Genomic DNA, 14,838 nt, shown 5'->3' on the forward strand with positions numbered 1-14,838 from the left:
AGGTGAATCGGGCACGATGCCTCGTCGCGCTGGCGGCGACCCTGACGCTGGCCGCCTGCGATACCGCGCCGACCCGGCCGGCCGGTGGGCCCGCCCGCTCTGCCCCGGCGGCGGCATCCCCGGCGCGGACCGAGCCCGCCGAGATCACGTTGGCCTTCGCGGGCGACGTGCACTTCGCCGACCGTACGTCTGGCCTGCTGGAGGATCCGGCGACCGCGTTCGGGCCGATCTCGTCGGCGCTGTCCGCTGCGGACCTCGCGATGGCCAACCTGGAAACCGCAGTCACCACGCGCGGAACCCCGGAGCCAAAGGAGTTTCATTTCCGGGCGCCGACGAGCACGTATGACGCGGTGAAGGCGGCCGGGATAGACGTCGCGTCGATCGCGAACAATCATGCGCTGGACTACGGGCGGGTGGGGCTGGCGGACACCGTGGACGCCGCCAGGGCGGCCGGAGTGCCGACCGTCGGAGCGGGCGTCGACGCGGCGGCGGCGTACGCACCGTGGATCACCGAGATACGCGGTACGACAATCGCGTTCCTCGGCTTCAGCCAGGTCTCCGAGCTGTGGACGGCGTGGAAGGCCACCGACACCGAGGCCGGCATCGCGATGGCGTGGGACATGCCCCGCGCGGTCGCGGCCGTGCGGACCGCCCGGCAGCGGGCCGAGGTGGTCGTCGTCTACGTCCACTGGGGCCTGGAAGGCGAGGAGTGCCCACCCGCCGAGGCACGCGCGTTCGCCGGTGAGATGGCCAGGGCAGGGGCCGACATCGTCGTCGGCACCCACGCCCACCTGCTGCTCGGCGACGGCTGGATCGGCAAGACCTTCGTCCAGTACGGGCTCGGCAACTTCCTGTGGTGGCGGGACGACGCGTACAGCAACGACACGGGCGTGCTGCGGGTGACCCTCCATGGTTCGGCGATTGTGAAGACGGAACTGGTGCCGGCGACGATCTCGCGGCGCACCGGCCAACCCGAGCTCGCAGGCGGGGAGGACGCGGCCCGAATCTTGCGGAAGTACGCGAGCCTGCACGCCTGCACGGGACTCGCCGCGGCCCCCACCGGACAGCGGCGCTGACGATCAGCGATCAGGTCTGAGCAGGGAGCGGCGGCGCGGCGCGGCGAGCGCGCCCACCGAGGGCAGCCGGCCGAAAAGGGTTGTGCGGGACGACGCGGGTCCGTCGAAGATGGCCGGATGGAGATTCCGGAGCGGTTGTCCTGGGTGCGCCGCACGCCGGTCGGGCGGGCCTGGCTGGCGACGCTGCCCCGGTGGCGCGACGAGTGCGCCGAGCGCTGGTCGCTGCGGCTCGGGCCGCCGTTCCCGTACGCGTTCGCCTCCCTGGCGATGCCCGCCACGCTGCCCGACGGCACCCCGGCGGTGCTCAAGCTCCAGTACCCGGACGAGGACAGCCGCTACGAGGCCGACGCGCTCGCGCACTGGGCCGGCGACGGGGCGGTACGCCTGCTCGCGCACGACCCGGGGCGGCGGGCGCTGCTGGTCGAGCGGTGCCTGCCCGGCTCGCCGGTGCACGAGCTGCCGCCCGACGAGGCGCTGGACGTCGTCGCCGGGCTGCTGCCCCGGCTGTGGCAACCGGCCGACGGGCCGTTCACCACGCTCGCCGAGGAGGCCGCCGGCTGGCGCGCGCGGCTGCCGGTGAACTGGGAGCGGGCCGGCCGGCCGTACGAGCGGCGGCTGCTCGACGCCGCGCTCGGCCGGCTCGCCGACCTCGTCGACGACCAGGGCGAACAGGTGCTGGTCAACCAGGACCTGCACGCCGGCAACGTGCTGCGCGCGACCCGCGAGCCGTGGCTGGTGATCGACCCGAAGCCGCTGGTCGGCGAGCGGGAGTTCGGGGCGGTGCCGATCGTGCGCGGCCCCGAGCTGGGTCACTCGCCGGCGGCGCTGCGACGGCGGCTCGACCGGCTCACCGGCGCGCTGGGGCTGGACCGGGACCGGGTCCGGGGCTGGGCGATCGCGCAGACGCTGGCCTGGAGCACCGACGGGGAGGTCGTCTTCCCGAACCAGGTCGAGTCGGTCCGCTGGCTCGTCGACGGCGACTGAGCCGAGGTCAGCCGGCCTGGCAGGTGGCGCACCAGTAGAGGTTGCGGCCGGCCAGCACGCCCCGGCGCACCGGCGTCGCGCAGACGTGGCAGGGATCGCCGGGGCGGCGGTAGACGTACACCTCGCCGCCGTGCCGGTCGACGCGGGCCGGGCGGCCCATCGCCTCCGGCAGGTGCGCGTCGCGGACGGTGTCGATCCGACCGCGGTCGACGGCCAGCGTCATCAGCTCGACCAGGTCGGCCCAGAGCGCGTCCCAGCCGGCCGGGGTCAGCTCCCGGCCGGGCAGCGTCGGCGGCAGCCCCGCCCGGAAGAGCGCCTCGGTGACGAAGATCAGCCCGGTGCCGGCCACCACGGACTGGTCCAGCAGCAGCGCGGCGAGCGGGGTGGGGCTGCGCCGGACCCGCGCCCAGGCCCGTCGCGGATCGGCGTCGGTGCGCAGCGGGTCCGGGCCGAGCCGGTCGCGCAAAGCGGCGACCTCGGGCGGGGTGAGCAGTTCGCAGGCGGTGGGGCCGCGCAGGTCGAGCCAGTGCCGGTCGCTGGCGAGCCGCAACCGGACCTGCCCGACCGGGGGCGGCGGCTCCCCCGGACCGTCGCTGAACTTGCCGTACAGGCCGAGGTGCACGTGCAGGGTCAGCTCGCCGGCGAAGTGGTGCAGCAGGTGCTTGCCGTACGCCTCGGTGCCGTCGAGGACGGTGCCGGAGAGCCGGGCGGCGCCCTCGGCGAAGCGGCCCTGCGGGCTGGCGGCGGTCACCTTGTCGCCGGCGAACAGCTCGGCGTGCCGGGCCGCCAGGCGGTGGATGGTGTGTCCCTCTGGCACGACGGCAACGGTAGCCGGGTGTGGGGAATCGGGGCGCTGGGTACCACAGCGGTGATACGCGTGGCTGCCCACCGGCGCTTTCCGAGGCCTCCACGCATCGATCAGGAGGTGTTCGTGATGAAGATTCCTTCGCTGTCGCGCCGGACCGAGCCGGCGCCCACGACCGACCGTAACGGCGACGGGCGCGTCGACGGACGCGACCGGAGCGCCACCGTCGACCCGGTCGACCACCCGGCCGACACGCCGGTGGTCACCGACCGGGACGCCGAGCAGACGACGTACCGCAGCAACGCGCTGGCCACCGACGGCGAGCGCGACGCCGACGCGGAGCGCCGGGCCGCGGAGCGCGCCGCGCTGGCCCGGGCGGCCACCGCCCGCCCCGAGACGGCCCACGGCCCCTCCGGCCGGGTCGCCCCGATCGACGACGAGCCCCGGCGTACGACGTCGGACCGGCTCACCGGCGCGGACCGGGACACCCGGCCGGCCACCCCCCTCGCGGACCCCACCGCCGACCGGACGGTCGACCTGGACCGGGACGGTGTCCCCGACCGGGACGAGGCCCGCCGGGGGACCCCGGTGGTCGCCGGCCCGAAGCCGCGGGCCAGCCTGCTGGCGACCCTCGGCCTGATCGTCTCCGTGGTCGGTGCCCTGTTCGTGCTCACCGGCACCCTGGCCGGGTACGGCATCGCGGTCGGCGCGGCCGGCGCGGTGCTCTCCGTCCTGGGCCTGATGGCGACCCGGCGGCGGCACGTTGCCGGCAAGACCGACGCGCTGATCGGCATCCTGCTGGGCCTGGCCGCCGTGGTGGTCGGGGTGGTCGCGATGACCGGCCAGTTCGACTGGCCGACCGCCGACGGCGACTGGGTGTCCCGGTTCCGGGAGTGGCTCGACTCACAGTTTGTCGACCGGTTCTGACGGGCACCTTTCCGCTCGCCGGCGGTGCGCCGGTGACGCCCGAGCAGTCTGGTGGTTCACCAGCCGGGCACGCATCCTGTCGGGGGCGGCGGTTCGCCGCCCCCGAAGCACGTCCAGGGGCCGCCGCCTCCCGTTCCGGGGGTGGCGGCCCTTCGTCTTAGGGCGGCAAGGCCGAACGCAACAGATCACCGCCCGGACGACGCCAGACGCAACGTTTCGTCGGCGTACGCAAGCCTCGGTGGTGGATGTCGTCGGCCGATGCCGCATACCGTTGACGGACGGCGCCAGCCCGTCGGCCGAGGTGGCCGGGCGCGCCCGACCCCCAGGAGCAGGACATGACGATGGACGCCATCAGCCAGCGCTTCCTGATGTGCCGGCCGACGTACTTCGCCGTCGACTACGCCATCAACCCGTGGATGGACCCGACCGCGCCGGTCGACGCCGACCTGGCCATCCGGCAGTGGGAGCAGCTGCGCCGGACCTACCTCGACCTGGGCCACTCCGTCGAGCTGATCGACCCGGTCGCCGGCCTGCCGGACATGGTCTTCGCCGCCAACGGCGGCACGGTGATCGACGACAAGGCCATGGCGGTGCAGTTCCGCGACCCGCAGCGCGCCGACGAGGCCCCCGCCTACCGCGCCTGGTTCGAGGCCGCCGGCTTCGAGATGTACGACCCGAAGCACGTCAACGAGGGCGAGGGCGACGTCCTGCTGGTCGGCGACTACCTGCTGGCCGGCACCGGCTTCCGCACCGCGCACGCCTCGCACGCTCAGCTGCAGGAGGTCTTCGGCTACCCGGTGATCACGATGCAGCTGGTCGACCCGCGCTTCTACCACCTGGACACCGCGCTGACCGTGCTCGACGAGCGGACCGTGGCGTACCTTCCGGAGGCGTTCTCCCCCGGCAGCCAGGCGGTGCTGCGCCGGCTCTTCCCGGACGCGGTGCACGCCACCATGGCCGACGCCGAGGTGCTGGGGCTGAACGCGGTCAGCGACGGCCGGCACGTGGTGCTGCCGGCGCAGGCCACCGACCTGGCCGCGAAGCTGCGCGACCGGGGCTACGAGACCATCGGGATCGACCTGTCCGAGCTGCGCAAGGCCGGCGGCGGACCGAAGTGCTGCACGTTGCGACTCCGTCAGGGAAAGGCGAGCAAGTGATCGAGGACATGCTGCGGACTCCGGCTGCGGTACGGGACGCGGAGAAGCACACCGCGCACAACTACCACCCGCTGCCGGTGGTGATCTCCTCCGCCGAGGGCGCCTGGCTCACCGACGTGGACGGCCGTCGCTACCTGGACTGCCTCGCCGGCTACTCGGCGCTGAACTTCGGCCACCGGCACCCGACGCTGATCCGGGCCGCGCACGAGCAGCTCGACAAGCTGACCCTCACCAGCCGCGCGTTCATCCACGACCAGTTCGCCGACTTCTGCAAGGAGCTGGCGGAGCTGTGCGGCAAGGACCTGGTCCTGCCGATGAACACCGGCGCCGAGGCGGTCGAGACCGGCGTCAAGGTCGCCCGCAAGTGGGGCTACCAGGTCAAGGGCGTCACCCCCGGCCAGGCCAACATCGTGGTCGCCGAGGGCAACTTCCACGGCCGGACGACCACCATCGTCAGCTTCTCCACCGACGAGGACGCCCGCGCCGACTTCGGGCCGTACACCCCGGGCTTCACGGTCGTCCCCTACGGCGACCTGGACGCGCTGGCCGCCGCGATCGACGAGAACACCGTCGCCGTGCTGCTGGAGCCGATCCAGGGCGAGCAGGGCGTCGTGGTGCCGCCGGAGGGCTACCTGCCGGGCGTCCGCCGGGTCTGCACCGAGCGCAACGTGCTCTTCATCGCCGACGAGATCCAGTCCGGCCTGGGCCGGACCGGGCACACCTTCGCCTGCGACCACGAGGGCGTCGTGCCCGACATGTACCTGCTGGGCAAGGCGCTCGGCGGCGGCATCGTGCCGGTCTCCGCGGTCGCCGCGAACGCCGACGTGCTGGGGGTGCTGAAGCCGGGCCAGCACGGTTCGACCTTCGGCGGCAACCCGCTGGCCTGCGCGGTCGCCACCGAGGTGGTCCGGCTGCTGGCCACCGGCGAGTTCCAGCGCCGCTCCGCCGAGCTGGGCGCGCGGCTGCGCGCCGGCCTGGAGGGGCTGCTCGGCAAGGGTCTGGTCGCCGTCCGGGTCCGGGGCCTCTGGGCCGGGGTGGACATCGACCCGGCGCTGATGAGCGGCCGGCAGGCCTGCGAGCGGCTGATGGAGCGGGGCGTCCTGGCCAAGGACACCCACGGCTCCACCATCCGGCTGGCCCCGCCGCTGGTGATCACCGAGGAGGAGATCGACCACGCGGTGGCCCAGCTCGCCGCCGTGCTGGCCGGCTGACCTCGTACGCGCGAAGCGGGCGTCGGGACCACGGTCCCGACGCCCGCTCGTCGTTGGTGGGTCAGTTGCGGGGCAGGCGCATGGCCATGGTGGGCGCCTCGGCCATCACCGAGGTGGGGGTGAACGGGGCGCCGGTGGGCAGCTCGCCGGCGCGACCGACCTGGACGCCCGGGTAGAGCTCGACCATGTCGGCGCCGCCGAGCACCCGGGACTGGTTCGGCGCGAGCGGGATCCGTTCCGCCTCGGTCATCGACCCGTGCGGACGGATGCCGGAGCCGTTGGTGCTCACGTCGGTCACGATCACCTCGCCGACCCGCAGCTCCAGCTTCAGGTGACTGCGGCTGATCCAGCGCCGGGCCTCGTCGTTGAGCCACTGGCCGAGCACGATCCCGCCGCTGGCCTCGGGCGCCCGCCCGACGAACACCGGCTGCTCCTCGGTGAGCACGAACCGCCGCCGGACCAGGCCGCCGATCCGGACCGCCAGCACCTCGGTGCGGGGGCGTGGCCCGGCGTCACCGAGCCGGGCGCCGTGCCGGGGGCAGGTCGGCACCCCGTTGCGCAGCGCGGGTGGCGGCTGGCCGGCCGGCGCGCGCTCGACCCGGGCCAGGTCGGCGAAGGCGCCGCCGCCCCCGCCACCGCCGAAGAGGGCGCACCCCGGCTCCGGGCAGCGCCACTGCCGGGCCAACAGCTTCGCCCCGACCGGCGAGCGGTCCCCCTCGACCGGGGTCGAGCCGCCGCCGACGTGCGCGGCGAAGACCGGGCCACCGGCGCCGGGCACCGGCGCGAGCACCCGGCCCGGCTGCTCCACCAGCCACGGGAACCGGCCGCGCAGGCCGTCGAACCGGACCCGGGTGAGCACCGGCAGGCCGAGCAGGTCGGCCACCTCCAGCATCCGGTCGCCCGGGTTGTCCAGCACCTCGACCAGGCCGTCGTCGGCCCAGCGCCGGACCACCATCCGCTCGTTGGAGGTGAGGTCGGCGTCGGAGAGCAACGCCCGGTGCACCACGGCGTAGACCGGGACGCTGTCCTCCTCCAGCTCGCGGGAGAGGGCGTCGATCACCATGCCGAGCCGCAACAGGCTGGCCGGCCGGCCGCCGTCGAGGTCCTGGTAGCGGATCACCTCGGCCAGGTCGAGGACGGCCCGGGCCAGTGACGGGTCGGTGCAGACGCGCCCCTCGATGGCGTCCAGCACCTTGCTGATCTCGAATCTCATCGGGCGCTCCGGACGATGTCGTCGATCTGGCGCGCCAGCTCCACGTCCCGGTGGGTGACCCCACCGGCGGAGTGGGTGACGCAGCGGAAGGTGACGGTCCGCCACCGGATGTCGATGTCGGGGTGGTGGTCGAGTCGCTCGGCCACCTCCGCCACCCGGTCGACCACGGCGATGGCGGCCGGGAAACTGCCCAGCTCGACGGTGCGGCTGATCTGAGTCGGGTCGCCCGACCAGTCCGCCAGCCCGCCCAGCTTCTCTCGCACCGCCTCGGCGGTGAGCAGGTCTGTCATGGCCCGACCCTACCGGCACCGGCCTGGGCGGGCCCGACGCGCCGGAGGCGGGTCGGCGGCCGTGGACCGGGTGTGTCGGGTCGGGCACCGACGGCGACGGCGAACGGACATCGACACCAGACTGTCGCTTTCGCCCGCTACGCTGACCGACGGCCCGGCCGGTCGCGGGCAGCACGCGCCGCACCGGCCCACCCTTCACGAGGAGAAATCCACAATGAACACTCGACGGCTGGCGGCCACGGGGGTCGCGCTCGTCGCCGCGCTGGGTCTGCTGACCGGCTGCGGCAACCAGGACGGAGCGGACACTCCAGCCGCCGGCGGAAGCGCCGCGAGCGTCGCCCCGAGCAGCAGCCCGTCGGTCGCGCCGCTCGACGAGCTGACCGCCGGCGCGCTCAAGCTCAACGAGGACAGCGTCCGGGCCACCATCACCTCGTCGGTGCTCAGCGGCGGTGGCCTGATGGACCCGCGGACCAAGGCGATGGACATGACCCTCGACATGGGCAGCCAGGGCAAGGTCCGGATGATCACCCTCGGCGACGACGCCTGGATGAAGATCAGCGGCATGGCGGGCGCGCCGAAGAAGTGGCTGCACATGGACGCCACCAAGCTCGGCGCCAGCGGTCAGATGAACCTGATGCCGGACGGCGACCCGGGCGGCGCCAAGCAGATGATCAAGGGGGTCACCGAGGTCGAGAAGACCGGTGAGCACGCCTTCGCCGGCACCCTCGACTACACCAAGGCCAAGCCGGACGACAAGGGCATCAAGGCGCTCGGCGCCAAGGCCAAGGCGGTGCCGTTCACCGCGAAGACCGACGACCAGGGCCGGCTGATCGAGCTGGTCGTCGACACCACCGTGCTGTCCCCGGCGGCCGGCAAGCTGACCACCACCTACACGGACTTCGGCGCGGCCGTCGCCCCGCAGAAGCCGCCGGCCAGCCAGACCCAGGAGGCCCCGGAAGCGCTGATCAAGGCGTTCGGAGGCTGACCGCCCCGCACCCCGACGCGACGGGGCGGCACCGTGACCGGTGCCGCCCCGTCGTGCGTACGAGGGTCAACCGCGCAGCGGCCGGCCCACCTCGTGCAGGTGCGCCAGCGCCTGCCGGTACGACTCGACCAGCCCGGTCTCGACGTACGGCACCTCGCGCTCGGCGCAGTACGCCGCCACGATCGGCTGTGCCCGGCGCAGGTTGCCCCGGGGCATGTTCGGGAACAGGTGGTGCTCGATCTGGTAGTTGAGCCCGCCCAGCGCGACGTCGACGAACCGGCCGCCCCGCACGTTGCGCGAGGTGAGCACCTGCTTGCGCAGGTAGTCCAGGCCGTCGTCGTCCGTCGGCATCGGCATGCCCTTGTGGTTGGGGGCGAACGCGCAGCCCATGTAGAGGCCCCAGAGGCCCTGGTGGATGGCGATGAAGGCGAGCGCCTTCGCCGGCGACATCACGGCGAAGATCAGCCCCAGGTAGCCGGCGGCGTGCGCGACGAGCAGCAGCGCCTCCACCGCCCGGTGCCGCATCGGCGTCCGCCAGCCGCCGTCCGCCCGGCCGACCAGGGCCCGGACGCTGGCCACGTGCAGGTGGAAGCCCTCCAGCAGCAGCATCGGGAAGAACAGCCAGGCCTGCCGCCGCGCCAGCCAACGCAGGTAGGGCGGCGTCGCCGCCGCCTGCTCGTAGGTCCAGACCAGCGCGCCGCCGCCGACGTCCGGGTCCTCGTCGGTGTGGTTGGGGTTGGCGTGGTGCCGGTTGTGCTTGTCGACCCACCAGCCGTAGCTGAGCCCGACCGCCAGGTTGCCGGCGAGCAGACCGGCCAGCTCGCTCGGGCCCCGGCGGCGGAACATCTGCCGGTGCCCGGCGTCGTGGCCGAGGAAGGCGACCTGGGTGGTGGCCACCGCCATGCCCACCGCCATCAGCAGCTGCGCCCACGAGTCGCCGACCGCCACCACCGCGGCCCAGCCCGCCAGGAAGAACACCGCCGTCAGCGCGATGCGCACCGCGTACCGGCCGGGGCGACGCTCCAGCAGGCCCGCCTCGCTGATCCGTCGGGACAACACCGCATAGTCACTGCCGCGTCGTACCGGTTGGTCCGCCACCGCTGAAGGCGCCATCTCCACTCCCAGTCCTCGGTCGGGGCCGCACCCGTTGGCGGGCCCACCCTTGATTCTTGCGGCGGCGGTTGCGCCTGGTAATCATGGCAACACCCCGATTCGTGGTGGTGGTGCCCCTACCTCAGCCCATCCGGCCGACGGCCGCGCGGAGCCGGGTCAGGTCACGCCGCCGCCGCTCGTAGGTGGCGGCGAGGGCGATCAACGCGAAGCCGCCGACGGCCAGGAAGATCCACCGGGGCAGCAGGTCCCAGCCGCGGACCAGCTCGTGCAGGGCCAGCAGCGTCAACGTGGTCCCCCCGAGCACCACCGGCGCCTGCCAGCGCCGGGTGGCCCCGGCGAGCACCACGGCCAGCGCGGCGAGCCCGAGCAGCAGCCGTCGCCAGGGCTGGGGCTCGGGGGCGACCAGCACCGACACCAGGCCGGGCAGCAGCCCGGCCGCCAGCCCGGGACCGAGCGCCAGCCAGCTGGTCAACCCCGGCCGGGTACGCAGCGCGACCACCCCGGCGACCAGCGCCAGTCCCGCCGCCGGCAGGGTGTACGCCTCCAGCAGCACCACCCCGCCGGCGGCGAGCAGCAGCCAGGCGCCGAGCAGTTCGCTGCCGCCGGCGATGCCCGCGAAGGCCCACCTCCGGTCGGCGGACTCGCCCCGTCGCAGCACCCGTGGCGCCACCGCCGCGCCCCACAGCACGCAGACCGCCGCCGCGTGGCGCGGGGCGGACGCGGTGAGCAGCAGCGCCACCAGCGCCACCGCCTGGGCCGCGCCCTCCGCCGCCCGTCCGGTCACCGCCGTGCGCCGGGCCAGCGGCGGCGCGGCGTACAGCACCGCCACCGCCACCGCGAGCACCGCGAAACCGGCGGTCCGCAGCGGCAGCCCCGCGGCCAGCGACGCGGTCACCGCGAAGCCGGTGGCCGCGGCGACCGCCACCAGGCAGCCGAGCAGCCGCACCTCGGCCCGCCGCCCGGCGACGCCGGCCACCGCCGCCGCCACGACCAGCAGCGCCAGGCCGGCGAGGGTGCCGGCCCGGGTGGCGAGCAGCCCGGTCAGCCCGGCCAGGGTCCAGAGCGCCCCCACCGGCACCGCGACCACGCCCAGCAGGGGACCCGGACGCCGCAGCGCGGCGGCCAGCAGGGCGGCCAACCCGGTGAGCAGCGCCACCGCCGGCACCACCGGCCAGGGCACGCCGGCCGCCCCCAGCAGCACCGGCAGCACGGCGGCGGCGAAGGGCAGTGCCAGCAGGGCCGGGACGGCCGCGCCGCCCCCGGTCCGCCGGCCGACCAGCCCGGCGGCGACCGCCAGCACCAGCAGGGCCGCGCCACCGGCCCACCCGCCGGGCAGCGGCCCGGTCGCGGGTACGCCCGACCAGGGCTCGACCGGCCCGTCGTACGGGGACAGCAGCGCCGTCAGGGCCACCGGGGCGGCGGCGAGCGCGGCCACCACCGCCAGCGCGGCGGCCACCACCCGACCGACGGCCGACGCCGGGGTGTCCGGGTCGACGACCACCAGCAGCAGCGCGGCGAGCGCGGCGTAGAGCGGGACCGGCTCGGCGGCCGGTACGACCATCGGCGCCAGCCCGAGCACGCCGAGCGCCACGGCGGAGGCGGCCGAGGCGTACCCGTCGAGGTCGGGCCAGTGGCGACGGACCGCCCCGAGCACGACGAGCGGGACCACGGCGGCGGCGAAGCCGGCCCGCAGCTGCCACCAGGGGGCCGAGCCGGCGGCGAGGAGCGCGACGACCGTCCCGGCCGGCACGGCGAGCAGCGCCGCGGCCAGCCCGCCCCCGGCGACGGCGCGCTGCGCCGGGGTCCCCCGGCGGGCGAGGGCCGCCACCGCCAGCCCGGCGGGGAGCAGCACCCCGAGCGTCACCAGCATGCCGCCCGGTGCGGCCAGGGCCACCAGCAGACCGTGCCCGAGCAGTGCGGCGCCGGCCAGCGACCCGACCACCACGGTCGAGGTGCGGCGAGCCGGCCGGACGACGGCCAGCAGGAGCGCCACCCCGACCACGAGATCGACGGCGAGCGCCGCCGGCCACGGCGTGGCGGCCACCGCCGGCAGGGCGGACGCGGTCAGCGCGACACCGACCAGCGCGGTCACCGGACGGGCGGTCCGGGGCAGCAGCAGGCCGATCGCGGCGGCGGTCAGCGCGACGGTGACCGGAAGCTGCCAGCCCCAGCCGACCGCCGGGCCGGCCGCCGCGCCCCGCCACGCGGGGAGCGACCGGGCCACCACGCCACCGGCGACCAGCAGGGTGGCCAGGACACCCACCTGGGCCAGCGCGCCGGCGACGAGCAGGGCGCCGACCCGGGGGCCGGAGCGCAGCCGCGCCGGGACCACCCGGGCCGCCCCGGCCAGGGCGGCGGTCACCAGGGCGGCCGCCACCAGCAGCACCCCGGGGCGCAGCTCGACCACCGGGCGGAGCAGAGCGGCGGCCAGCAGCGGCACGAGCAGCGCCGCCGCGACCTGACGGAACACCCGGCCCCCGGCGGCCCACGCCGCGCCGAGCAGGACCAGCCCCACCAGCAGCAGCGGCGCCCCGGCCAGCAGCGGCCGGCCGGCGGCCCGGCCCCAGGCCAGCGGCACCAGCGCGCAGCCGGCGGCGAGCGCCGTCGCGGCACCGAAGCCGAGCCAGGCGAGCACCTGTCCGGCCCGCACGACGGCCGGGACGCGCGGCCCGGCGACCGGTCCCCCACCGGCCGCCGGCCCCCCGATCCGCGCCCCCGGCGTCCCCCCGCCGACCACCGCCGGCACCCCACCGGCCCCCGCCGACGCCTGGCCCGTGGCCGTGCCCTGGTCCGCCGCCTCGGCGGCGGGGGACGGCACCGGACCGGGCCCGGAACGCCCGGCCGGTGCCTGGTCCGCCGCCGTCGCGACCGCACCGGGCGAAGCCGGGGCGGCGACGGGACCGGGAGGCACCGGGCCGGGCAAGGCCGGCGCCGGGGAGCGGCGACGCAGCGCGACCACCACCACGAGGTCGAGCAACGCCACCCCGAGCAGGACCAGGGTCCACCCGGCGGCACCGGGGCGGGCCGCCACCGCCGCCAGCGGCAGCACCGGCTGCGCGACGAGGAGCGCCGCGAACCAGGGCACGGTCAACCGGCTGAGCCGGGCGTACCCGGCGGCGATGGCCGCGCCGGCCCCCCCGACCAGCGCGGCGTACCGGGTGCCCGGCCAGTCGGCCACGCCGAACAGGTCCACCGCCCAGGCGGCGTACCCGTCGAGGACCACCAGCAGCAGCCCCACCGCGGCGAAGGTCTCCGCGGTGCCCCGCAGCCCGCGCCGCGCCGCGACCAGCGGCGCGGCCAGGGCCAGCACGGTGACGGCGGCCAGGATCGCGGCCCGCCCGGCGACCCCGACGGCGGCCCAGGCCACGGCGGTGAAGACCACCGCCGCGGTGCCGAGCAGCAGCCCGCCGAGGACGAACAGCAGCCCCTGCACCGTCCGGGTGGAGGTCTCCGGTCGGCCCGGCGGCGGCGGGACCGGGGCGGGTCGGACCGGGACCGGCGGTACCGGCGGCAGCGGACCGGCCGGCACCGGCCGGGCGACCTCCGCGCGGACCCGGGCCGCCAGCTCCGCCCGCCGGCGCTGCGCCGCGAGCAGCCGACCAGCGAGCCCCTGGTACGCCTCGCGGGCCCGCTCCACCTCCCGACCGAGCGCACGGATCTCCGCGTCCAGCCGGATCACCTCGGCGGCGGGCGGGTACGGCGGGCGGCCGCAGCCGGAGCAGCCGCGGACGAGATCGGCGGGCGCGCCGCAGCCGGGGCAGGGGTAGCCGGTGTTCTCCACCCGGCCATCCTCGCGGCCGGGCCGAGGCGCGCCCAGAGTGCGCGTACCTAGGTTGGTCAACCTGCCGCACGGCGGCGGTGGTTGTTCCCGTACGGCGGTCAGCCGAGCCAGCGGCCGTCGCGCATGAGGACCCGTCCCTGCAGCTCGTTCGCCTCCCGCCAGGCCTGGATGCGCCGCGGCCGGATCAGGAAGTACTGGTAGGGCTCGTCGAGTTCCCGCGGGTCGAAACCGGTCCTGGTGGCGAACGCGTCGCCCAGCTCCGGGCCGAGGTCGGCGATGGCCACCGGCTCGGCGGTGGCGTCGACGATGACGACATCGCGCGTCGGCCCGAGGCTGAGTCGCACCCGGCCGTCCGCCAGCAGGTTGCGGCCGGTGACCGAGGCGCGCGGCGTCGAGATGACGAACGCGGTTCCGTCCCAGAGGTACGAGAGCGGGATGAGGTGGACGCCGCCCGGGGAGCCCGACGTCGCGACCCAGAGGTCGACCTCGCTCTCCAGTTTCGCGCGGGTGTCCCGCAGCCTCTCCTCAAGCCCACGCGGCGGCGCGCCCGTCATGCTTCCTCCAGTCACTTCATGGCGAGCCCTTCCGCCAAGGAGAGGCTCCGTCGGTCATCGGTCGGTTCACCCGGCGGCCGCCTCGTGATCGGTCGCCGGTAGGGCACGCAGCCGTCAGGGCGTGGGTGCCAGCGAGGCGGCCTCCCAGGCGAACCCGTCCGGGTCGGTGAACGGTCCGGCAGCGCCGCCGATCATGAGCCGGTGCGATCCGGTGCCGTCCGGAGCGACGCCGACGTCCTTGGCCAGGGCGCGGCGCCGGTACAGCGCCAGCTTGACGGGACTCGACCCGGCGGCGAACTCGACGTACATGCGGCTGAAGCTCTTCGCCACGGCAAGGCCGCGCTCGACGTAGAACCGCTTGCTCGCGGCCACGTCCGCGACCCCGAGCAGGAGCACGATCTCGTCGATCTGCCGGGTGGCCGGGCCGGTGTCCCTCTTCGCCGAGGTCGCGACCTTCCAGATCGTCCCGTCCGAGGCCTGTACGACACCGCCGTAGCCCCAGAGCGACTTCGCGGCAGGCTTCAGCGACGTGGCACCGGCGTCCAGGGCAGCGCCGATGAAGCCGTCGACGGTGGCCGGCTGGGACACCGTGAGGGCCAGCAGGAACCCACGGAAGCCGGTCGTCGGTGCCGCCGAGGCCCGCAGGCGGATCTGCGTGTCCAACCCGAAGGCGGCGGTGTAGAAGCGGTGGGCGGCCGTGGGGTCGGCCACTTCGAGGGTGACGGATTCGATGTTTGTCATG

The 14,838-nt window shown here is 75.5% G+C and carries 13 protein-coding genes; 6 read left to right on the forward strand and 7 right to left on the reverse strand.

Annotation, left to right across the window (positions count from 1 at the left end; all coding sequences use genetic code 11):
- The first annotated feature begins 2 nt into the window (after positions 1-2).
- Both ACTWM8_RS25475 and ACTWM8_RS25480 read left to right on the forward strand, forming a co-directional pair.
- The gene (locus ACTWM8_RS25475; protein WP_446211210.1) at positions 3-1,076 is read left to right on the forward strand and encodes a CapA family protein; all 1,074 of its coding nucleotides are present in this window, start codon (positions 3-5) and stop codon (positions 1,074-1,076) included.
- 117 nt (positions 1,077-1,193) lie between these two features.
- Positions 1,194-2,060 carry an aminoglycoside phosphotransferase family protein gene (locus ACTWM8_RS25480; RefSeq protein ID WP_446211211.1) on the forward strand — a complete coding sequence of 289 codons (867 nt, stop codon included), beginning with the start codon at positions 1,194-1,196 and terminating at the stop codon, positions 2,058-2,060.
- A 7-nt stretch (positions 2,061-2,067) separates the two neighbouring features.
- Here the strand turns inward: ACTWM8_RS25480 and ACTWM8_RS25485 are convergent, their stop codons facing one another.
- Positions 2,068-2,877 carry an Fpg/Nei family DNA glycosylase gene (locus ACTWM8_RS25485; RefSeq protein ID WP_446211212.1) on the reverse strand — a complete coding sequence of 270 codons (810 nt, stop codon included), beginning with the start codon at positions 2,875-2,877 and terminating at the stop codon, positions 2,068-2,070.
- A gap of 117 nt (positions 2,878-2,994) precedes the next feature.
- Between ACTWM8_RS25485 and ACTWM8_RS25490 the strand changes: the two genes are divergently transcribed.
- The 3 genes from ACTWM8_RS25490 to rocD all read left to right on the forward strand — a co-directional run bounded on the left by ACTWM8_RS25490 (position 2,995) and on the right by rocD (position 6,160).
- Entirely contained in the window at positions 2,995-3,792 is a 798-nt protein-coding gene (locus ACTWM8_RS25490; protein WP_446211213.1) for a thrombospondin, read from the forward strand.
- A gap of 341 nt (positions 3,793-4,133) precedes the next feature.
- On the forward strand, positions 4,134-4,949 hold the full coding sequence (gene ddaH / locus ACTWM8_RS25495) for a dimethylargininase (RefSeq protein ID WP_446214672.1): 816 nt from the start codon (positions 4,134-4,136) through the stop codon (positions 4,947-4,949).
- The gene (gene rocD, locus ACTWM8_RS25500) at positions 4,946-6,160 is read left to right on the forward strand and encodes an ornithine--oxo-acid transaminase (protein WP_211364541.1); all 1,215 of its coding nucleotides are present in this window, start codon (positions 4,946-4,948) and stop codon (positions 6,158-6,160) included. The genes ddaH and rocD overlap by 4 nt, the downstream gene beginning before the upstream one ends.
- 61 nt (positions 6,161-6,221) lie before the next feature.
- Here the strand turns inward: rocD and ACTWM8_RS25505 are convergent, their stop codons facing one another.
- Together ACTWM8_RS25505 and ACTWM8_RS25510 are read right to left on the reverse strand one after the other, a co-directional pair.
- Positions 6,222-7,373: an FHA domain-containing protein gene (locus ACTWM8_RS25505; protein WP_446211214.1), complete on the reverse strand. Its 1,152-nt coding sequence runs from the start codon at positions 7,371-7,373 to the stop codon at positions 6,222-6,224.
- On the reverse strand, positions 7,370-7,663 hold the full coding sequence (locus ACTWM8_RS25510; protein WP_154942219.1) for a 4a-hydroxytetrahydrobiopterin dehydratase: 294 nt from the start codon (positions 7,661-7,663) through the stop codon (positions 7,370-7,372). Before ACTWM8_RS25510 ends, ACTWM8_RS25505 begins: the two co-directional genes overlap by 4 nt.
- A gap of 214 nt (positions 7,664-7,877) precedes the next feature.
- On the opposite strand from ACTWM8_RS25510, the gene ACTWM8_RS25515 reads away from it, so the two are divergent.
- The gene (locus tag ACTWM8_RS25515; protein WP_446211215.1) at positions 7,878-8,648 is read left to right on the forward strand and encodes a hypothetical protein; all 771 of its coding nucleotides are present in this window, start codon (positions 7,878-7,880) and stop codon (positions 8,646-8,648) included.
- A 66-nt stretch (positions 8,649-8,714) separates the two neighbouring features.
- Here the strand turns inward: ACTWM8_RS25515 and ACTWM8_RS25520 are convergent, their stop codons facing one another.
- The 4 genes from ACTWM8_RS25520 to ACTWM8_RS25535 all read right to left on the reverse strand — a co-directional run bounded on the left by ACTWM8_RS25520 (position 8,715) and on the right by ACTWM8_RS25535 (position 14,837).
- Positions 8,715-9,761 carry a fatty acid desaturase family protein gene (locus ACTWM8_RS25520; protein ID WP_446211216.1) on the reverse strand — a complete coding sequence of 349 codons (1,047 nt, stop codon included), beginning with the start codon at positions 9,759-9,761 and terminating at the stop codon, positions 8,715-8,717.
- A gap of 121 nt (positions 9,762-9,882) precedes the next feature.
- Positions 9,883-13,542 carry an SCO7613 C-terminal domain-containing membrane protein gene (locus ACTWM8_RS25525; RefSeq protein WP_446211217.1) on the reverse strand — a complete coding sequence of 1,220 codons (3,660 nt, stop codon included), beginning with the start codon at positions 13,540-13,542 and terminating at the stop codon, positions 9,883-9,885.
- 98 nt (positions 13,543-13,640) lie between these two features.
- The gene (locus ACTWM8_RS25530) at positions 13,641-14,096 is read right to left on the reverse strand and encodes a pyridoxamine 5'-phosphate oxidase family protein (RefSeq protein ID WP_446211218.1); all 456 of its coding nucleotides are present in this window, start codon (positions 14,094-14,096) and stop codon (positions 13,641-13,643) included.
- A gap of 114 nt (positions 14,097-14,210) precedes the next feature.
- Positions 14,211-14,837 (reverse strand): glyoxalase, encoded by a 627-nt coding sequence (locus tag ACTWM8_RS25535; RefSeq protein WP_446211219.1) that lies wholly within the window; start codon positions 14,835-14,837, stop codon positions 14,211-14,213.
- Position 14,838 lies beyond the last annotated feature (1 nt).

The organism is Micromonospora sp. IBSANI012, assembly GCF_052814045.1.